This is a genomic window from Pseudomonas sp. RT4P38 (assembly GCF_054897765.1).
Map to the genome: position 1 here is coordinate 6,187,538 of NZ_CM142703.1, position 17,722 is coordinate 6,205,259.

22 protein-coding genes are annotated in these 17,722 nt (G+C 60.9%); 9 read left to right on the forward strand and 13 right to left on the reverse strand.

Annotated elements, in window-relative coordinates; translation table 11 throughout:
• Positions 1 to 46: 46 nt before the first annotated feature.
• Positions 47 to 1,930: a TonB-dependent receptor domain-containing protein gene (locus tag ACYZT7_RS28785; RefSeq protein WP_462039143.1), complete on the forward strand. Its 1,884-nt coding sequence runs from the start codon at positions 47 to 49 to the stop codon at positions 1,928 to 1,930.
• Between the two features lie 119 nt (positions 1,931 to 2,049).
• Here the strand turns inward: ACYZT7_RS28785 and ACYZT7_RS28790 are convergent, their stop codons facing one another.
• The 12 genes from ACYZT7_RS28790 to nrdR form a co-directional block, all read right to left on the reverse strand.
• The gene (locus ACYZT7_RS28790; protein ID WP_462039144.1) at positions 2,050 to 2,850 is read right to left on the reverse strand and encodes a cobalamin-binding protein; all 801 of its coding nucleotides are present in this window, start codon (positions 2,848 to 2,850) and stop codon (positions 2,050 to 2,052) included.
• Entirely contained in the window at positions 2,850 to 3,269 is a 420-nt protein-coding gene (locus ACYZT7_RS28795; protein ID WP_462039145.1) for an MFS transporter, read from the reverse strand. The genes ACYZT7_RS28790 and ACYZT7_RS28795 overlap by 1 nt, the downstream gene beginning before the upstream one ends.
• Entirely contained in the window at positions 3,266 to 3,883 is a 618-nt protein-coding gene (gene ribA / locus ACYZT7_RS28800) for a GTP cyclohydrolase II (protein WP_033059420.1), read from the reverse strand. The genes ACYZT7_RS28795 and ribA overlap by 4 nt, the downstream gene beginning before the upstream one ends.
• Positions 3,884 to 4,134: 251 nt before the next feature.
• Positions 4,135 to 4,872: a substrate-binding periplasmic protein gene (locus tag ACYZT7_RS28805; protein ID WP_462039146.1), complete on the reverse strand. Its 738-nt coding sequence runs from the start codon at positions 4,870 to 4,872 to the stop codon at positions 4,135 to 4,137.
• Positions 4,873 to 4,894: 22 nt separating this feature from the next.
• Positions 4,895 to 5,398 carry a phosphatidylglycerophosphatase A family protein gene (locus tag ACYZT7_RS28810; protein WP_150782649.1) on the reverse strand — a complete coding sequence of 168 codons (504 nt, stop codon included), beginning with the start codon at positions 5,396 to 5,398 and terminating at the stop codon, positions 4,895 to 4,897.
• Positions 5,395 to 6,360, reverse strand: coding sequence for a thiamine-phosphate kinase (gene thiL, locus ACYZT7_RS28815; protein WP_462039147.1), 966 nt, complete (start codon positions 6,358 to 6,360; stop codon positions 5,395 to 5,397). Before thiL ends, ACYZT7_RS28810 begins: the two co-directional genes overlap by 4 nt.
• Positions 6,361 to 6,382: 22 nt before the next feature.
• Positions 6,383 to 6,883 (reverse strand): transcription antitermination factor NusB, encoded by a 501-nt coding sequence (gene nusB, locus ACYZT7_RS28820; RefSeq protein ID WP_149418519.1) that lies wholly within the window; start codon positions 6,881 to 6,883, stop codon positions 6,383 to 6,385.
• A complete protein-coding gene (ribH, locus tag ACYZT7_RS28825) occupies positions 6,880 to 7,356 on the reverse strand; it encodes a 6,7-dimethyl-8-ribityllumazine synthase (protein WP_003185938.1) in 477 nt (158 codons plus the stop codon). The genes nusB and ribH overlap by 4 nt, the downstream gene beginning before the upstream one ends.
• Positions 7,357 to 7,447: 91 nt before the next feature.
• Entirely contained in the window at positions 7,448 to 8,539 is a 1,092-nt protein-coding gene (gene ribBA / locus ACYZT7_RS28830) for a bifunctional 3,4-dihydroxy-2-butanone-4-phosphate synthase/GTP cyclohydrolase II (protein ID WP_033059428.1), read from the reverse strand.
• Between the two features lie 16 nt (positions 8,540 to 8,555).
• On the reverse strand, positions 8,556 to 9,218 hold the full coding sequence (locus ACYZT7_RS28835) for a riboflavin synthase (RefSeq protein ID WP_008033746.1): 663 nt from the start codon (positions 9,216 to 9,218) through the stop codon (positions 8,556 to 8,558).
• Positions 9,219 to 9,264: 46 nt separating this feature from the next.
• Positions 9,265 to 10,398, reverse strand: coding sequence for a bifunctional diaminohydroxyphosphoribosylaminopyrimidine deaminase/5-amino-6-(5-phosphoribosylamino)uracil reductase RibD (gene ribD, locus ACYZT7_RS28840; RefSeq protein WP_462039148.1), 1,134 nt, complete (start codon positions 10,396 to 10,398; stop codon positions 9,265 to 9,267).
• Positions 10,395 to 10,859: a transcriptional regulator NrdR gene (gene nrdR, locus ACYZT7_RS28845; protein ID WP_003228656.1), complete on the reverse strand. Its 465-nt coding sequence runs from the start codon at positions 10,857 to 10,859 to the stop codon at positions 10,395 to 10,397. The genes ribD and nrdR overlap by 4 nt, the downstream gene beginning before the upstream one ends.
• Before the next feature lie 128 nt (positions 10,860 to 10,987).
• Between nrdR and ACYZT7_RS28850 the strand changes: the two genes are divergently transcribed.
• The 3 genes from ACYZT7_RS28850 to trxA are packed head-to-tail and all read left to right on the forward strand — an operon-like array spanning position 10,988 to position 13,017.
• A complete protein-coding gene (locus ACYZT7_RS28850) occupies positions 10,988 to 11,452 on the forward strand; it encodes a YbaY family lipoprotein (RefSeq protein WP_283184638.1) in 465 nt (154 codons plus the stop codon).
• Positions 11,449 to 12,105 (forward strand): class I SAM-dependent methyltransferase, encoded by a 657-nt coding sequence (locus ACYZT7_RS28855; protein ID WP_462039149.1) that lies wholly within the window; start codon positions 11,449 to 11,451, stop codon positions 12,103 to 12,105. The genes ACYZT7_RS28850 and ACYZT7_RS28855 overlap by 4 nt, the downstream gene beginning before the upstream one ends.
• A gap of 39 nt (positions 12,106 to 12,144) precedes the next feature.
• Complete coding sequence (trxA, locus tag ACYZT7_RS28860) at positions 12,145 to 13,017, forward strand: thioredoxin (protein ID WP_129440809.1); 873 nt, start codon at positions 12,145 to 12,147, stop codon at positions 13,015 to 13,017.
• On the opposite strand, the gene ACYZT7_RS28865 is transcribed toward trxA, so the two are convergent.
• A complete protein-coding gene (locus ACYZT7_RS28865; protein ID WP_462039150.1) occupies positions 13,014 to 13,361 on the reverse strand; it encodes a hypothetical protein in 348 nt (115 codons plus the stop codon). The genes trxA and ACYZT7_RS28865 overlap by 4 nt on opposite strands.
• Before the next feature lie 135 nt (positions 13,362 to 13,496).
• Here ACYZT7_RS28865 and ACYZT7_RS28870 point away from each other — a divergent pair, with 135 nt between their 5' ends.
• The 5 genes from ACYZT7_RS28870 to ACYZT7_RS28890 all read left to right on the forward strand — a co-directional run bounded on the left by ACYZT7_RS28870 (position 13,497) and on the right by ACYZT7_RS28890 (position 17,694).
• A complete protein-coding gene (locus ACYZT7_RS28870; protein ID WP_462039151.1) occupies positions 13,497 to 14,075 on the forward strand; it encodes a DUF2796 domain-containing protein in 579 nt (192 codons plus the stop codon).
• 178 nt (positions 14,076 to 14,253) lie between these two features.
• A complete protein-coding gene (locus ACYZT7_RS28875; RefSeq protein ID WP_462039152.1) occupies positions 14,254 to 14,964 on the forward strand; it encodes an ABC transporter ATP-binding protein in 711 nt (236 codons plus the stop codon).
• A gap of 1 nt (position 14,965) precedes the next feature.
• The gene (locus ACYZT7_RS28880) at positions 14,966 to 16,231 is read left to right on the forward strand and encodes an ABC transporter permease (RefSeq protein WP_462039153.1); all 1,266 of its coding nucleotides are present in this window, start codon (positions 14,966 to 14,968) and stop codon (positions 16,229 to 16,231) included.
• A gap of 11 nt (positions 16,232 to 16,242) precedes the next feature.
• A complete protein-coding gene (locus tag ACYZT7_RS28885; protein ID WP_462039154.1) occupies positions 16,243 to 16,761 on the forward strand; it encodes a DUF3299 domain-containing protein in 519 nt (172 codons plus the stop codon).
• Positions 16,762 to 16,995: 234 nt separating this feature from the next.
• Positions 16,996 to 17,694 (forward strand): OmpW/AlkL family protein, encoded by a 699-nt coding sequence (locus tag ACYZT7_RS28890; RefSeq protein ID WP_462039155.1) that lies wholly within the window; start codon positions 16,996 to 16,998, stop codon positions 17,692 to 17,694.
• Positions 17,695 to 17,722 lie beyond the last annotated feature (28 nt).

Sequence of the window (17,722 nt, forward strand, 5' to 3'; positions counted from 1 at the left end):
CTCCCACATTTGATTTGTGCTTACCCCGAAAGACCACGGACTTCCGATGAAACTCTTCCCCCTCGCCCTGACGCTGACCCTGCTGCCGGCCGGCCAACTGCTGGCCGACACCTTCGAACGCGACCAGGCCCTGAAGCTTCCCGACGTGCTGATCAGCGCCAACCGTCAGGTCGAAGCGCGCAATGACAGCAGCGCCGCCAACACCGTCTTCACCCGCGAAGACATCGACCGCCTGCAACCGAGCAGCGTCACCGATTTGCTGCGCCGTGTACCCGGCGTGCAAGTCGGGCAAACCGGCGGGCGCGGCAGTCTGCCGGGGATTTACATTCGCGGCACTAAATCAGCCCAGAGTCTGGTGCTGGTCGACGGCCAGCGCATCGGCAACTCCACCTCGGGCGACAGCAACCTGCAACACATCAACATCGAACAGGTCGAGCGCGTGGAAGTGCTGCGCGGCTCCCGCTCGGTGATTTATGGCAGCGACGCGATTGGTGGGGTGATTCAGATCTTCACCCGCCGTGGCGGCGAACCCGGTTTGCAGCCGCGAATGCACGTAGGTTTTGGCAGCAACCAGACCTGGGAACGCAGCCTCGGTTTGTCCGGCGGTGACGAGCAGACGCGATTCAATCTCGGCGCCAGCTTCGATGAAACCGCCGGAATCAATCGCACCCGCAAGTCGTATCCCAGCGACGGCGATCACGACGAATACCGCAACAAATCGATGAGTTTGAGCCTGAGTCACGCCCTCACCGACGACATCGAAATCGGCGCCAACCTGCTGGATAACCGTGGCAAAAGTGAGTTCGACAATCCGTTCGGCCGCTTCGACATGGACACGTTCGAGTCAGTCCAGCAGCAGCCCTACAGCGAATTCGCGGTCAGCAGCATCAGCAGTTACGCGGATGCGCGTATCAACGACCTGTGGAAAACCCGCGTCGAGTTCGGCCACAGCGAAAACCGCGAGAAGACTTTGGACAAGCTCAGTGACGAACGCAGCGTGTTCAACACGTACCGTGATTCGGTGAACTGGCAGAACGACCTGACCCTCGACGAGCGCAACAGCCTGATCCTCGGCGGCGACTGGTACGAGGACCGAATCAACAGCAGCACGCCATTCGACGAGGACAGCCGCTGGAACCGTGCGGCGTTCATTCAGCATCACTATCAGTCGGATAGTTTCTCCACCGAACTGGGTCTGCGCCGCGATCAGAACCAGCAGTTCGGCGGCCAGAACAGCTGGAGCGGCACCTTCACCCTGCCGCTGAATCCGGACAACGATGTGCTGCTGACCTACAGCGAAGGCTTCCGCGCGCCGACGTTCAATGATCTGTATTACCCCAATTTCAGTAATCCGGATCTGAAACCCGAGACCTCGAAAAGCTACGAGCTGCAATGGCGAAGTCAGCTGACCGACACCGCTCGCCTGGAAGCTTCGCTTTACCGTACGGACCTGGAAGACGCGATTATTTTCGGCAGCAACTCACGTCCGCAGAACGTGGCCTCGGCACGGATCAACGGGTTCGAAGCGGCATTGAAACAGGAACTGGTCGGCTGGCAGAGCAACCTCGGCGTGGCGGTCATCGACCCGCGGGATCGCGACAGCGGTCACACCCTGGCTCGCCGTGCACGGCGGACCTTGAGCCTGGATCTGGATCGGCAGTTCGATCGCCTGGGGCTCGGCGCCAGTTGGCAGGCCGTGAGCAGCAGTTATGACGATGAGAACAATCAGCAGCCGTTGGGCGGGTATGCACTGCTGGGGTTGCGCAGCAGCTGGGCGTTGAATCGTGAGGTCAAGCTTGAGCTTAAGGTCGATAACGTGCTGGACAAGGGTTATAGCCGAGCGCTGTACAGCCATGATGGCAGTCAGCATGGGTATCGCGAGGAAGGTCGGGCGTGGATGTTTGGGGTGACCTGGACGCCGGAGCTCTGATCTGAAACCAGCGGTGTTTGGGCTGGCCTCATCGCGAGCAAGCTCGCTCCCACAGGGGTTTGTGTCGTTCACAAATCCAGTGTGGGAGCGAGCTTGCTCGCGATGGCCGCACCTCGGTATCAGTGATCCGGCGCAATCACTTGGCACAACTTGGCCGTCGCTTCGATCATCTGCCCGCTCGGCCGCTCCAGGCCTTTATCCGTCACCAACAGCAATTGCCCCTGCGCCACTGCCGCCACTTGCGGCCAGGCTTTCCACGCATCGAGTTGCGCCTGATCGCTGGCCAGAATCACTTCGGGATTACGCTGCAATACCGCCTCAATACTGACCTGAGGCGCCGGCAGTGTCAGGTCGGCAAACACATTGCGCGCGCCGCACACTTCAAGCGCATCGCTGATGATCTGCCCGCCGCCAACGGTGTACAGCGGTCGATCCCAGACCTGATAAAACACTCGCAATGGCTCATCCCGGCGATAACGCTGGCGCAGCGAATCCAGTCGTTGACGCAACTTTTCAGCCAATGAAACGCCACGCTCCGGACGGCCGAGCTGTGAGGCAATCGCCTCAATCTGCGACGTGAGTTGTTCGAGGTTGTGGGGTTCGGCAACGTAGGTCGGGATGTTCAACCGCTTGAGCTGCTCACGCTGGGCCGGGCCAACGCTGCCGGGCCAGAGCAACAGCAGATCGGGTTTGAGACTGAGCAGGTGTTCCATGTCCAGCTGGCCGTACCGGCCAACGGAAGGCAGATCTTTGAGCTCGGCAGGACGCTCTCCGGCATCCAGCACACCCACCAGCAGGTCAGCTGAACCCAGCTCAACAACGATTTCAGAGAGGGACGGCGCGAGGCTGACAACGCGTTCGACTGCAGCCGCCGGGCCACTGACGGCCAGCAGCAAAACCGCTAGCCAGATGGGTCGCATCAGCCGAGTTGACGCGGAATACGATAGAGGTAGAACAGCACCAGGGTCGACAGCGCCAACAACATCAACGGCACCGCTTCGAGGCCGACGAATACCGCCAGCGCGCCGATCCAGGCCGGCAGGCCGGCAGCCAGGAACGCTGTGCGACGCTTGGCCGCCAGGGCGATCCAGGCAGCAGGTTCTTCAGGGGTGTCGAGGGCTTTTTGAGTGGCGATCAACGCGTGCTTGTAGCCGCCAAAGAATTTCAGGCTGACAAACATCGAAGCCACACCCGCGATGAACAACGGCATTGCCAGCACCGACAGGATCGCCTCGCTCTGGCCAAACACGCCGTTGATCACCAACAGCGGCAACAAGGCCAACGCCAGGTATTGCCACCAGTTGACGGACAGTCGCCGCCGCACCTGACCTCGGGTCACGCCCGGTCAGCCTCACCCTGATGCTCGTTGCCCATCATGTGGTCGAGCTTGCTGGCCTTGGTGGCCAGGTAGAGTTTGTTGTGCGGGTTGTGGCCGGTGTGCAGCGGCACGCGTTCGGCGACCACGATGCCCATGTCGGTCAAGGCTTTGACCTTGCGTGGGTTGTTGGTCATCAAACGCAGGGACTTCACGCCCAAGTGCTCCAGCATCGGCAGGCACATGGCATAGTCACGCTGATCAGCGGCAAAGCCCAGACGTTCGTTGGCTTCAACGGTATCGGCACCGCCATCCTGCAATTCATAGGCGCGGATCTTGTTCAGCAGACCAATGCCACGGCCTTCCTGACGCAAGTAGAGCAACACGCCACGGCCTTCACGAGCGATGGCCTGCAACGCGGCCTCGAGTTGCGAACCGCAGTCGCAGCGCTGGCTGAACAAGGCATCGCCGGTCAGGCATTCGGAGTGCAACCGGCCGAGTACCGGGGCACCGTCGACGAACTCACCCAGGCTCAGCACAACGTGCTCGCGCCCGTTTTCTTCATCGAGAAAGCCGTGCATGGTGAATTGCGCAAAAGGCGTTGGCAGCTTGGAAGCGGCGACAAAAACGACAGGCACCGGTGTGCTCCTGATCAATAAGTACTGGAGATTCGCAGACGCGGCATTGTAACAGCACGTTCCGACAGACGCTTAGGCTGAATTATGGGGCATAACAATCAAAAAGTTAGATCACTGGTGCGCCACTTCACCCTGTGGGAGCGAGCTTGCTCGCGATGGCGGACTGTCAGCAAGCAGAGACGTGGCTGACACACCGTCATCGCGAGCAAGCTCGCTCCCACAGTGGATCGTCGCCAGCCACAAGATTTGGGTCAGTTCGCGTCGAACGGATAGGGTTGTTTCCAGCGCTCGAAGATCGGTTTCAGCTGACCGCTTTTCACCAACACGTCCATGCGCTGATCGAACAGCGCCATCAGTTTTCGGGCCTTGGGCGTCTTGGCAAAGCACAGATACAGCGGTAATTCCGCGATGTGGGTACGACGGAACTGCGACGGATCCTGGGCCCGTCTGAGGACATAGTCGACCTCGGTCAGCGCGTCGATGTAGTAGTCGGCGCGGTTTTGCATCAGCATCGACAAAATCCCGGTACGCCGCATGACTTCGTTATAGCGGCGTACGTTGGGCAGGTAATCCTGATAATCGTAGCCGCGGACCCAGGCCAGCCGATAGTTGCCGAGGGTTTGCGGGGTCGGCGCGGGGTTGCTGGCCAGCCCCAGGGCATAGATGTGATCGGTATCGAAGTTCCAGTGCGGATAGAGCAGATCGCTGGACTCATCAAGATAGGAACCGACACAGGCGTCGACTTCGCCGCGCTGGGCCAGGCCCATGGAGCGGACGTAAGGTTCGCTGCGGATATCTAGTTTGACCCCCGCCGGCTCGAAGACTTCCCGCAACACGTCCCAGCCCAGACCGTGGCCATCGGCGGCGGTGTAGTCTTCCCAGTCTTCGCTGGCCAGATGAATCACCGACGGCGTTGTCGCCTCGTCACCCGCCTGGGCGAGCGAGCAAAACATCGCAAAAATCATCACAGCCAACCAGCGTCGAGCCATCCTTAGTCCCCTGTTTCGCCCTTCAGGCGAAAATCCATACCAGCCCCTGCATCGCCAGCCACGCAAACACCCCGGCCAATACATCATCGAGCATGATCCCGACGCCGCCATGCACATGCCGGTCGATCCAGTGGATCGGCCACGGCTTGAGGATGTCGAAGAAGCGGAACATCAAAAACCCGGCCAGCAACCAGTACCAACCTTCGGGCACCAGCCACAGGGTGATCCACATCCCGACCATTTCGTCCCAGACGATGCCTTCGTGGTCGTGCACCCGCAAATCGTCGGCCACTTTGCCACACAGCCAGAAACCAAACAGCATGGTGATGCCGAGCATCAGCCAGTAGCCCCAGTCGGGCAACATCTGCCACAACGGGATAAAGGGTAGCGCAACTAACGAACCCCAGGTGCCCGGTGCTTTTGGCAGGGTGCCCGAGCCGAAGCCGAACGCCAGGAAATGCCACGGATTGCGCCAGACCGACGGTGGTACGAATTCCGCCGGGACCTGTTTGGGATGATCTGTCACGGTGTCTCCCGAAAATGTTGATAGCCCCGGGCTTTCGGGGTGATGTCTTGCCCAACGGCGTCCAGCAGCACCACGCCCTGCCCCGTCACAACGCGCCCGACCACATGGATCGGCCAGCCGTCGCTCAACAATTGCGCTAACTCCACGGACGGCAAGGTAAAGGCCAGCACGTAATCATCACCGCCGCTCAGGGCCGCGACTTCTGCACCCGATTGACCGAGGAAGGCGACTAAAGCGTTCGACAATGGCAGCGTGTCCCGTTCAATCTGAATGCCGACCTTCGATGCGAGGGCAATATGCCCGCAGTCCGCGAGCAGGCCGTCGGAGATGTCCAGCGCCGAGGTGGCTTTACCGCGAAGCGCCATTCCCAGCCCAAGCTGCGGCTGCGGCGACCAGTAATGCGCCAACAGCGGATCGGCGATGGCAGCTTCAGCCGTTCGCTGACCAAGCACCAACGGCAAGGCGCCAGCAGCGTTGCCAAGCTCACCGCCAACGCACAGCAAGTCGCCTGGCTGCGCACCGCTGCGGGTCAACGCCTTGCCCGCCGGCACACGACCGAACACGCTCATGGTCAGGCTCAACGGCCCTCGGGAGGTATCACCACCCACCAGCGCCACACCGCAGCTCTGTGCCATGACGTTCAAACCACGCGCGTAAGCATCCAGCCAATCGGCAGTCACCGTCGGCAAAGTCAGGGCAAGGGTAAAGGCAATGGGGGTGGCGCCCATGGCAGCCAGATCGCTGACGGCCACAGCCAGCGAGCGCTGACCGAGCAGAAACGGCTCGCAAGGATCTACGAAATGCACGCCGGCAACCAGCGTGTCGGTGGAAATCGCCAACTGCTCCCCGGGGGGAACAGCGAGCAAGGCGCAGTCATCGCCGATCCCGAGGGCAACGCCTTCGCCGCCCTGCGCACAAGGCGCGGCGGCGAAGAAGTTGCGGATCAGTTCAAACTCGCCCATTTGGCAGCCGTTCAAGCGCCAATCAGCGCTTGAACGCCTTGACTTCAGCTTCACGCAGACGTGGGGCCAGCTTGTCGAGCACACCGTTGACGAACTTGTGGCCGTCGGTGGAACCGAAGACTTTGGCCAGCTCGATACCTTCGTTGATCACAACGCGGTACGGCACGTCGACGCGCTTGAGCAGTTCCCAGGTCGACAGACGCAGAACGGCCAGTTCAACCGGGTCCAGCTCTTCGATCGTGATGTCCAGGCACGGCGTCAGTACAGCGTCGATCTCAGGCTTGTGAGCCGGAACGCCGTGCAGGATGTCGTGAAAGTAAGCGGCATCGACATCGCTGAAATCGTTATCGACCCGGAACTGCGCTTCGATCTCGTTCAGCGACTGCTTGGCCATGTGCCATTGGTACAGCGCCTGAGTCGCGAGCTGACGGGCTTCGCGACGCTTGACGCTTTTCGATGGCTTGCCGGCATCCGCAGGCTTTGGATCGCGCGGGTTGAAACGATCACTTTCGTCGCTAATCACTTGGCCTCCAACTGCGCCAGCAGGCTGACCATTTCCAGAGCGGACAGGGCAGCTTCAGCACCTTTGTTGCCGGCCTTGGTGCCGGAACGTTCGATGGCTTGCTCGATGGAATCAACGGTCAGCACGCCGAAAGCGACCGGTACGCCGAACTCCATGGACACCTGGGCCAGGCCCTTGGTGCATTCGCCAGCCACGTATTCGAAGTGCGGAGTACCGCCACGAATGACCGCGCCCAAGGCAATGATTGCTGCGTATTCGCCCTTTTGAGCGACTTTTTGCGCAACCAGCGGGATTTCGAAGGCGCCAGGCGCGCGGATGATGGTGATGTCGCTTTCGCTCACGCCGTGGCGAACCAGGGCATCAACTGCACCGCTGACCAGGCTTTCAACGACGAAGCTGTTGAAACGGCCTACTACCAAAGCGTAGCGGCCTTTAGGGGCGATGAAGGTACCTTCGATGGTCTTCAGGGTCATTCGTTAGATCTCTTAAAGAGCCGGGACGCGTTTTCTACGCGTCCCTCAGTGATGTGTTAACCGCGAATCAAGGACTGGAAACAACCGGTCATTATTCGGAGGGCACGTATTCTACAACTTCCAGATCGAAACCGGATATCGCATTAAATTTCATTGGCGCACTCATCAGGCGCATTTTGCGCACGCCCAGGTCCCGAAGGATCTGCGAACCGGCACCAACGATGCTGTAGGTGGTCGGTTTTTTCGCCGGTACGTGCTCCGCGGTTTCACGGATGTGTGCCAGCAATACGTCGCCATCGAGCGGGTGACCGAGCAACAGCACGACACCGCTGCCAGCCTCGGCCACCGCAGCCATCGCGGCGCGCAGGCTCCAGCGGCCGGGTTGCTTGACCATCAACAGGTCGCGCAGCGGGTCCATGTTATGCACCCGAACCAGGGTCGGCTCTTCGGCGCACACGGTGCCCAGAGTCAGGGCCATGTGCACGTCGCCTTCCACGGAATCACGATAGGTCACCAGGTTGAATTGGCCCAGTTCGCTGTCCAGCGGCTGCTCGGCAATCCGCTGAACGGTACGTTCGTGGATCATCCGGTAGTGAATAAGGTCGGCGATGGTGCCGATCTTGATGTTGTGTTCGGCAGCAAACGCTTCCAGTTCCGCGCGGCGGGACATGGTGCCGTCGTCGTTCATCACTTCGCAGATCACGCCGCTCGGCTCGAAACCGGCCATGCGCGCGAGGTCGCACGCCGCTTCGGTGTGGCCGGCGCGAGCGAGGGTGCCGCCAGCCTGGGCCATCAGCGGGAAGATGTGACCGGGGCTGACGATGTCTTCAGCCTTGGCGTCTTTTGCGGCAGCGGCCTGCACGGTACGCGCACGGTCGGCGGCAGAAATGCCGGTGGTCACGCCGGTGGCTGCTTCGATGGACACGGTGAACTTGGTGCCGAAACCGGAACCGTTACGCGGGGCCATCAGAGGCAGCTTCAGCAGTTCGCAGCGCTCGCGACTCATCGGCATGCAGATCAGGCCACGGGCGTGCTTGGCCATGAAGTTGATGTGTTCTGGCTGGCAGCACTCGGCGGCCATGATCAGGTCGCCTTCGTTCTCGCGGTCTTCGTCATCCATGAGGATGACCATCTTGCCTTGGCGGATGTCTTCAACCAGTTCTTCGATGCTATTGAGCGCCACAAGGCACCCCCTTGGGTCAGGATTTGAGGTAGCCGTTGGCGGCCAGAAAGCTTTCGGTGATGTTACTGGAGGTTGGCTCTGCGGCTTTATCGCCTAAAAGCAGGCGTTCCAGATAACGTGCCAGCAAGTCAACTTCAAGATTCACCCGGCGACCTGGCTGGTAAGACGCCATGATGGTTTCGCTCAGGGTGTGCGGAATGATCGTCAGCAAGAACTCGGCGCCATCGACCGCGTTCACGGTCAGGCTGGTGCCGTCGACGGTGATCGAGCCTTTATGGGCGATGTACTTGGCCAGCTCTTTCGGCGCGCGGATGCGGAACTCCACAGCGCGAGCATTCTCGGTACGGGCAACCACTTCGCCCACGCCATCGACGTGGCCGCTGACCAGATGCCCGCCGAGGCGAGTGGTCGGGGTCAGGGCTTTTTCCAGGTTGACCGGGCTGCCGCTTTTCAGATCATTCATGGCGGTGCAGTCGAGGGTTTCGCGACTGACGTCCGCCGCAAAGCCGTTGCCTGGCAACTCAACCGCGGTCAGGCACACGCCGTTGACCGCGATGCTGTCGCCCAGTTTGACGTCGCTCAGGTCGAGCTTGCCGGTTTCTACGTGTACCCGCACATCTCCGCCTTTTGGGGTCAATGCACGAATACTGCCGATGGATTCGATGATGCCGGTAAACATGGAGTCCTCCTCGAGAACAGGGCCGTCGCGTGGCGCAGGCCCGCAATTATACGCTCGCCGTTGGCGAAGGAATGGCGATGACTCGCCAGTCATCGCCAACCGCGCGAATTTCAGTGATTTTGAGCTCGGGCGCATCCTTCATTTGCGCGAGCGGCCAGTCCAGCAGCGGCCGTGCCGATGACCCGAGAAACTTGCCGGCGATGAAAATCTGGAACTCGTCTACCAGCCCTTGCTGAGCAAAAGCCCCGGCCAGACGCGGACCAGCCTCGACCAACACTTCGTTGACCCCACGGGCGGCAAGTTCGACCAGCAGTTTGCGCAGGTCGACCAAACCATCCTCGCCCGCCACGATCAAGCACTCCGGGCCATTGGCGTATTGCTCTTCGATCGCCATGCACGTGGCGACCAGCGCCGGGCCGGCCTTGAAGAACGGCGCGTCCAGCGGCACGCGCAGGCGGCCGTCAATCAGCACGCGAAGCGGCGGACGGCTCATGGCCAGGGCCGTTTGTTCAGGGTCCAGGCCTAGCTCATCGGCACGCACAGTGAGACGGGCGTTGTCTGCCAGCACCGTGTCGGCGCCGGTCAGCACTACGCTGGCCTGAGCGCGCAGGCGTTGTACCGCCGAACGCGCCGCCGGACCGGTGATCCATTGGCTTTCGCCGCTTTCCATCGCCGTGCGACCGTCGAGGCTCATGGCCAATTTGACCCGCACGAACGGCAAGCCGTGTTCCATGCGTTTCAGGAAGCCTTCATTGAGCTTGCGCGCTTCGCCTTCCAGCACACCGCTTTCGGTAGCGATGCCAGCCTGGGCCAGACGCTGCATGCCACGACCGGCAACCGACGGGTTCGGGTCTTGCATCGCCGCGACTACTCGAGCCACACCCGCATGTACCAGCGCATCCGCACAAGGCGGCGTCCGTCCGTGGTGGCTGCAAGGTTCGAGGGTCACGTAAGCGGTGGCGCCTCGCGCCTTATCGCCAGCGGCGCGCAGGGCGTGGACTTCGGCGTGTGGCTCGCCGGTGCGCACGTGCCAACCTTCGCCGACAATCTGCCCGTCCCGCACGATCACACAGCCCACCCGAGGGTTGGGGTGCGTCGTGTAATGACCTTTACGCGCCAGTTCCAGGGCACGGGCCATGTAATGGGCGTCGAGGATGGCAAGTTCTACAGAGGTGGTCATTCTTTCACCGGCTCACGGGCCAGGCGATCGATCTCTTCGCGGAACTCGTTGAGGTCCTGGAAGCGCCGATACACGGAGGCGAAACGAATGTAGGCGACTTCGTCGAGCTTTTGCAGCTCGGCCATCACCAGTTCACCGACGACAAGGGATTTAACCTCTCGCTCACCGGTGGCGCGCAGTTTGTGTTTGATGTGCACCAGCGACGATTCCAGGCGCTCGACACTCACCGGGCGCTTCTCCAGCGCACGCTGCATGCCGGCGCGGAGTTTTTCTTCGTCGAACGGCTGGCGGCTGCCGTCGGTTTTGATCAGGCGCGGCAACACCAGTTCGGCGGTCTCGAACGTCGTGAAACGTTCGCCGCAGGCCAGGCATTCACGCCGGCGGCGCACCTGTTCGCCCTCGGCGACCAGACGCGAGTCGATGACCTTGGTGTCGTTGGCACCGCAGAAGGGACAGTGCATGGTGGCAGGCAACAAAAAAAGGGAGGGCCATGGTAGCGCATCCCCGTGGCAAGACAAGCCATAGGGTTTGCGGTATACAGACGGGCTATAGAGCTAGATCCATGGATTTCACCTTGCTGGAGCCGAAAATGTCCCTAAGACCGCTGGTTTTGCTCAGTCTTTTCAGCCTGCTGGTGGCCTGCAGCAGCGATGCGCCCAAGCCCCAGCCGCCGACGCCAGGCCCCGCGCCACAACAGGCACAGAAGAAAGCCAGGGAATCAGCCAACCTCGGCCCGCTGCCCGCTTATCAGCGTGAATTGAGCGGCACCCTGCAAGGCGTGCCGGCCGGCGCCGAAGTCGAACTGGCGCTGCTGGTGATCGATGACAAGGACCGTCCGCAACAATTGCTCGCCAGTTCCAGCCTGATCGGCACCAACCAGATTCTGCCGTTTCACCTGCGTTTCAACCCGGAATCCTTCCCGGTTGGTGCCCGCGTTGAACTGCGTGGCCGCGCCAGCCAGTCCGGCCAGCTGATTTTGCATCTGCCGTCGCAAGTCATCAGCCAGCCAACGACGCAAGTGTTGGGTCAGCTGCAATTCGTCAAAGCGCCATGATTGCACCGCTCGACCTGCAACAGGCGCTGGGTGAACTACTCGGTGACGCACAACTGGTTGCCTGTGAATTGCCGGACACCGATCTGAAGCTTTGGCTGATCGACGGCGACAACATGGACCGCGCGTTCAGCCCCGAAGAAACCCGGCGGATTCTCCATGAGCCGCCCTATTGGAGCTTCTGCTGGGCCAGTGGCCTGGCAGTCGCCCGCTACCTCGCCGAATTCCCTGAGTGGGTCAAAGGCAAACGGGTGCTGGATTTCGGTGCCGGTTCCGGTGTGGCCGGGATTGCGGCAGTCAAGGCCGGAGCGCTCGAAGTGGTGGCCTGTGACCTCGATCCGCTGGCGATTGCCGCGTGTCGGGCGAATGCCGAACTCAATGACGTACACCTCAACTACTCGATGGATTTTTTCGCCGAAGCGGATCGCTTTGATCTGATTCTGGTGGCCGATGTGCTGTACGACCGGGCGAATCTGCCGTTGCTCGATGAATTCTTGAGTCGCGGCCAGGAAGCGTTGGTGGCCGATTCGCGCGTGAGGGATTTTCGCCATCCGCTGTATCAGCGCATTGAAATGCTCGAAGCGATGACCTTGCCCGATCTGGCCGAGCCCGAAGAGTTTCGGCATGTGAGCCTCTACCACGCGCGACGTGGCTAGCCTTATAGTTGCCCCATTCACGCTTTTACGAGATCCCCCATGAGTCAGGAAACGCCGTACATCTTCGACGCCACGACTGCCGATTTCGAGCAGTCGGTGATCGAGAACTCTTTCCACAAACCGGTGCTGGTGGATTTCTGGGCCGAATGGTGTGCGCCGTGCAAGGCGTTGATGCCGATGCTGCAAACCATCGCCGAGAGCTATCAGGGCGAGTTGCTGCTGGCCAAGGTCAACTGCGACGTCGAGCCGGACATCGTTTCGCGCTTCGGCATTCGCAGCCTGCCGACGGTGGTGCTGTTCAAGGACGGTCAGCCGGTGGATGGTTTTGCCGGTGCACAGCCGGAATCCGCCGTGCGCGCGATGCTTGAGCCTCACGTGCAAATGCCACCGCCGGCGGCTGCCGATCCGTTCGAACAGGCTCAGGCGCTGTTTGATGACAACCGCTTTGCCGACGCCGAAGCCACGCTGAAAGTGCTGCTGGGCGAAGACAACACCAACGCAAAGGCGCTGATCCTCTACGCCCGTTGCCTCACCGAACGTGGCGAGCTGGGTGAAGCGCAAACCGTGCTCGACGCGGTCAAGAGCGATGAGCACAAGGCCGCCCTGGCCGGCGCCAAGGCGCAGATCCAGTTCCTCGGTCAGGCCAAGGATTTGCCGGATGCGGCAGACCTGAAAGCGCGCCTGGCGAAAAACCCGCAGGACGATGAAGCGGTTTATCAGCTGGCGATCCAGCAGTTGGCCCGTCAGCAGTACGACGCGGCACTGGATGCGTTGCTCAAGCTGTTCGTGCGCAATCGCAGCTACAGCGAAGGCTTGCCGCACAAGACCTTGCTGCAAGTGTTCGAACTGCTGGGCAACGATCACCCGCTGGTGACCACGTACCGCCGCAAGTTGTTTGCTGCGCTGTACTAAGCGTTTTCGATCCAGCTGTAGAGCGGCGTATCTCCGCCGCTCGTCACTTTCACATCAGAGCAGTGGCGCAAACGCACCAGCAAGCGTTTGCCCGACGCCGCGCTGCCGGTCAATCCTTCCAACTGATCGAGCAAATCCGGTCCGCTCAATTGCCCCGCCTTGCGCAGCAAATCCTTCGCGATCTGCCACAGCGCATCATCCTGATTGATAGGTTTTGCCGGCGCCGCACTGCCCTCGGGCTTGACCACCTGCAACTGCGCACCGAGCCGTGCCCAGTCGCCGTCATCCATCTCCAGCGTCAAATCCACCGGCCATTCGCCGATGCTTCCGCGAATTCGCAACATAAGTCTGCTCCTGCACATTTCCGACGTGCATGCTCCCATGGGACTTGTGCAACGCCAAGCAGATGGTCAAACTCTCGGCACTTTCGTTATAAGATCACATAACAAATCATTCATTTTATTTTCCGGAGACCCGCCATGCGCCGTCTGCTTCTCGCTCTGCCGTTTGCCCTGTTGCCGCTGGCCGTCGCCCACGCCGCTGATGAACATGATCATGAGCACGGCAGCCTCGCCGCCCACGAACATGGCGTCGGTCGCCTGAACGCAGCGCTGGACGGTCAGACCCTGGAGCTGGAGCTGGAAAGCCCGGCGATGAACCTGGTGGGTTTCGAACACGCCGCCACCACCGACGCTGACAAAGCCAAGGTTGCCGCCGTTCGTGCGCAGCTGGAGAAACCATTGGTGCTGTTCAACCTGCCGAAAGCCGCCGGTTGCGTGGTCGCGACACAGGAACTGGAAAGCCCGCTGTTCGGCGACAAGCCGAATGCCGATGACGATCACGACGAAGAGGCCAAGGACGGTCATCACCACGACCACAGCGAAATCCACGCCCATTACCAGTTCAGCTGCTCGGCACCGGGCGCGCTGAAAAACCTGGACCTGGCGAACATCTTCAACACGTTCCCGGCGACCCAGAAGATTCAGCTACAACTGATCAGCCCGAGCGGGCAGCAAGGGGTCGAAGTGACGGCCAAGGCTGCCGCCCTCAAGTTCTAAACCCACCGCAGATCCCCTGTGGGAGCGAGCTTGCTCGCGATGACGTCAGCACATTCAACACTGATGTGACTGTAAAACCGCTATCGTCGGAACGCCGCCCGGAGCAAGCTCGCTCCCACAGGGGTTTGTGTTGGATGTGATATTGAGACAAGTACCCAAAACCCATGAAATCGGCGCTATGACCCAAGCACTCATCGAACTGTCCGACCTGAGCTTCAGCTGGCCCGGTCACCCGCCGCTGCTGGATATCCCGGCGTTTCGCCTTATGCCCGGCGAAACCCTGTTCCTCAAGGGCCCCAGCGGCAGTGGCAAGACCACTCTGCTCGGCCTGCTCGGCGGTGTACAGAAGCCTGATTGCGGCAGCATCCGATTGCTGGGCCAGGAGCTGACCGAACTCTCGGCCGGCGCTCGCGACCGCTTCCGGGTCGATCACACCGGCTACATCTTCCAGCAGTTCAACTTGCTGCCGTTTCTCTCGGTGCGCGAGAACGTTGAGCTGCCCTGCCACTTTTCCAAACTGCGCGCTGAACGGGCTATCCAGCGCCACGGCAGCGTCGATCAGGCGGCGGCCACCCTCCTCGCCCACTTGGGTCTGAAAGATGAAAGCATCCTCAGTCGTCGCGCCGATTCGCTGTCCATCGGCCAGCAGCAAAGGGTTGCCGCTGCGCGCGCGTTGATCGGTCAGCCTGAATTGGTGATCGCCGACGAACCGACCTCGGCCCTGGATTACGACGCCCGCGAGAACTTCCTTCGCTTGCTGTTCGCCGAATGCCGCGAAGCCGGGTCGAGCCTGCTATTCGTCAGCCATGACCAGAGCCTGGCACCGCTGTTCGATCGCCACTTGTCGCTGGCCGATCTCAATCGCGCCGCCACCCCGTCCGAGGTCTGAGATGTATTTGTTTCGTCTAGCCATGGCCAGCCTGGCTAACCGCCGCTTCACCGCGATCCTCACCGCGTTTGCCATCGCCCTGTCGGTCTGCCTGCTGTTAGCCGTAGAACGTGTGCGCACCGAAGCCAAGGCCAGTTTCGCCAGCACCATCAGCGGCACCGACCTGATCGTCGGCGCCCGCTCCGGTTCGGTAAACCTATTGCTGTACTCGGTGTTCCGCATTGGCAACGCCACCAACAACATTCGTTGGGACAGCTTCGAGCACTTCGCCAACAACCCGAAAGTGAAGTGGGCAATCCCGATGTCCCTCGGCGACTCCCATCGCGGATACCGCGTGATGGGCACCACCGAGGCGTACTTCGAGCATTACCAATACGGTCATCAGCAACACCTGGAACTGGCCGACGGCCGCGCGTTCGCCACCGACCCTTTCGAAGTGGTGCTCGGTGCCGAAGTGGCCGATGCGCTGCACTACAAACTCGGCGACAAACTGGTGCTGGCCCACGGCGTGGCGGTGATCAGCCTGGTCAAGCACGACGACAAGCCGTTCACCGTGGTCGGCATTCTCAAACGCACCGGCACCCCGGTGGACCGCACGTTGCACATCAGCCTCGGCGGCATGGAAGCGATCCACGTCGATTGGCACAACGGTGTGCCGGCGCGCGGCAACGGTCGGATCAGTGCCGATCAGGCACGCAACATGGACCTGACGCCGCAAGCGATCACGGCGTTCATGCTCGGCCTCAACAGCAAGATTTCGACCTTCGCGCTACAGCGTGAGATCAATGAATTCCGTGGAGAGCCGATGCTGGCGATCCTGCCGGGCGTGGCGCTGCAAGAACTGTGGAGCTTGATGAGCACGGCGGAAAAAGCCTTGTTCGTGGTCTCGCTGTTCGTGGTGCTGACCGGGTTGATCGGCATGCTCACGGCGATCCTCACCAGCCTCAACGAACGACGGCGGGAGATGGCGATTCTGCGTTCGGTGGGTGCCCGGCCGTGGCATATTGCGACTTTGCTGGTGCTGGAGGCGTTTGCCTTGGCGCTGTCCGGGGTAATCGCAGGTGTAGCGCTGCTTTACGTGTGCATTGCCGTGGCTCAGGGCTACGTGCAGGCGAATTACGGCTTGTACTTGCCGCTGGCCTGGCCGAGCGAATATGAATGGACGCTGCTCGGTGGCATCCTGATCGCCGCGTTGCTGATGGGCAGCGTGCCGGCCTGGCGCGCGTATCGCCAATCCTTGGCCGATGGCCTGTCGATCCGTTTATGAGGACGTTGAACATGCCCCGCGCTGTGCTTGCGCTGTTGATGCTGGTCGCCCTGCCGTTGTGGGCAGCCGAGCCGAAAGACCTGACCTGGTCGGAAATGATCCCGCCGGACGCCGCGCCGGAAGTGCCAAACATGACGCCGCTGCATGACCTGTCGCAGATGGGCAACGCGTTGGCCGCCGAATCGGCACCCGCGGCCAAGCAAGACATGCCGAATGCACCGGTGGTGAAAAGTCTCAACGGCCAGAACATTCGGTTGCCGGGCTACATCGTGCCGCTGGAAGTGAGTGAAGAAGGTCGCACCACGGAGTTTCTGCTGGTGCCTTACTTCGGCGCCTGCATCCACGTGCCGCCACCGCCATCGAACCAGATCGTGCACGTCAAAAGCGAGGTGGGTGTGAAGCTCGATGAGTTGTATCAGCCGTACTGGATCGAGGGTGCGCTGCAGGTCAAGGCATCCAGCAGTGAATTGGCCGATGCGGGGTATCAGATGGAAGCGGACAAGATTTATGTGTATGAGCTGGCGGAGTGAATCCGGTAGTTATGTATTGCCTTGTCGATAGCTATCGCGAGCAAGCTCGCTCCCACAGGGGATGTGTGTTGATGCGCAGATCCAATGTGGGAGCGAGCTTGCTCGCGATGAGGCCATCAGAGGCGCAAACAAAATCAGGGCCATCACTGTTTCATTGAGCTGAATCAAAAGACCGTACCAGACGCCTCCGTACCATTGGACATCAAATATTTTTAACGTCCTTTGGAGCCCTCAATGCACAAGTCCAAGCTCTGCGCTTCGCTGTTTGCCCTCGCGCTCGCAGCACCGCTAGCCTACGCCCACGAAGCTGGCGACATCCTCGTTCGCGCCGGTGCAATCACCGTCAACCCGGAAGCCGACAGCTCCAGCGTCAAGGTTGATCAAGGCCCGCTGAAGGGTGCCGATCTGGGTGGCAAGGCCACCATGAGCAGCGACACGCAACTGGGTCTTAACTTCGCTTACATGCTCAACAGCCACTGGGGGATCGAGCTGCTGGCGGCCTCGCCGTTCGAGCATGACGTGAAGATCAAAGGCACCGCCCTGGGCGCGGCCAACGGCAAACTCGGCAGCCTGAAACACCTGCCACCGACGCTGAGCGTTGTGTACTACCCACTGGACGCGAAGTCCGCATTCCAGCCGTATGTCGGTGCCGGTATCAACTACACCTGGATCTACGACGAGCACGTCGGCAGCGAAGCCAGCGCCAACGGCTTCAGCAACTTCAAGGCGGATAACTCCTGGGGCATGGCGTTCCAGGTCGGCGCCGACTACATGCTGACCGACAGCATCATGATCAACGCCCAGGTGCGCTACATCGACATCGACACCACCGCGACGGTGCAAAATAACGCAGTAGCACAAGGCACTCGCGCCAAGGTCGATGTGGACGTAGACCCGTTCATCTACATGGTGGGCCTGGGTTACAAGTTCTAAACCCGCCACACAAAAAAGGCGCCTCGAA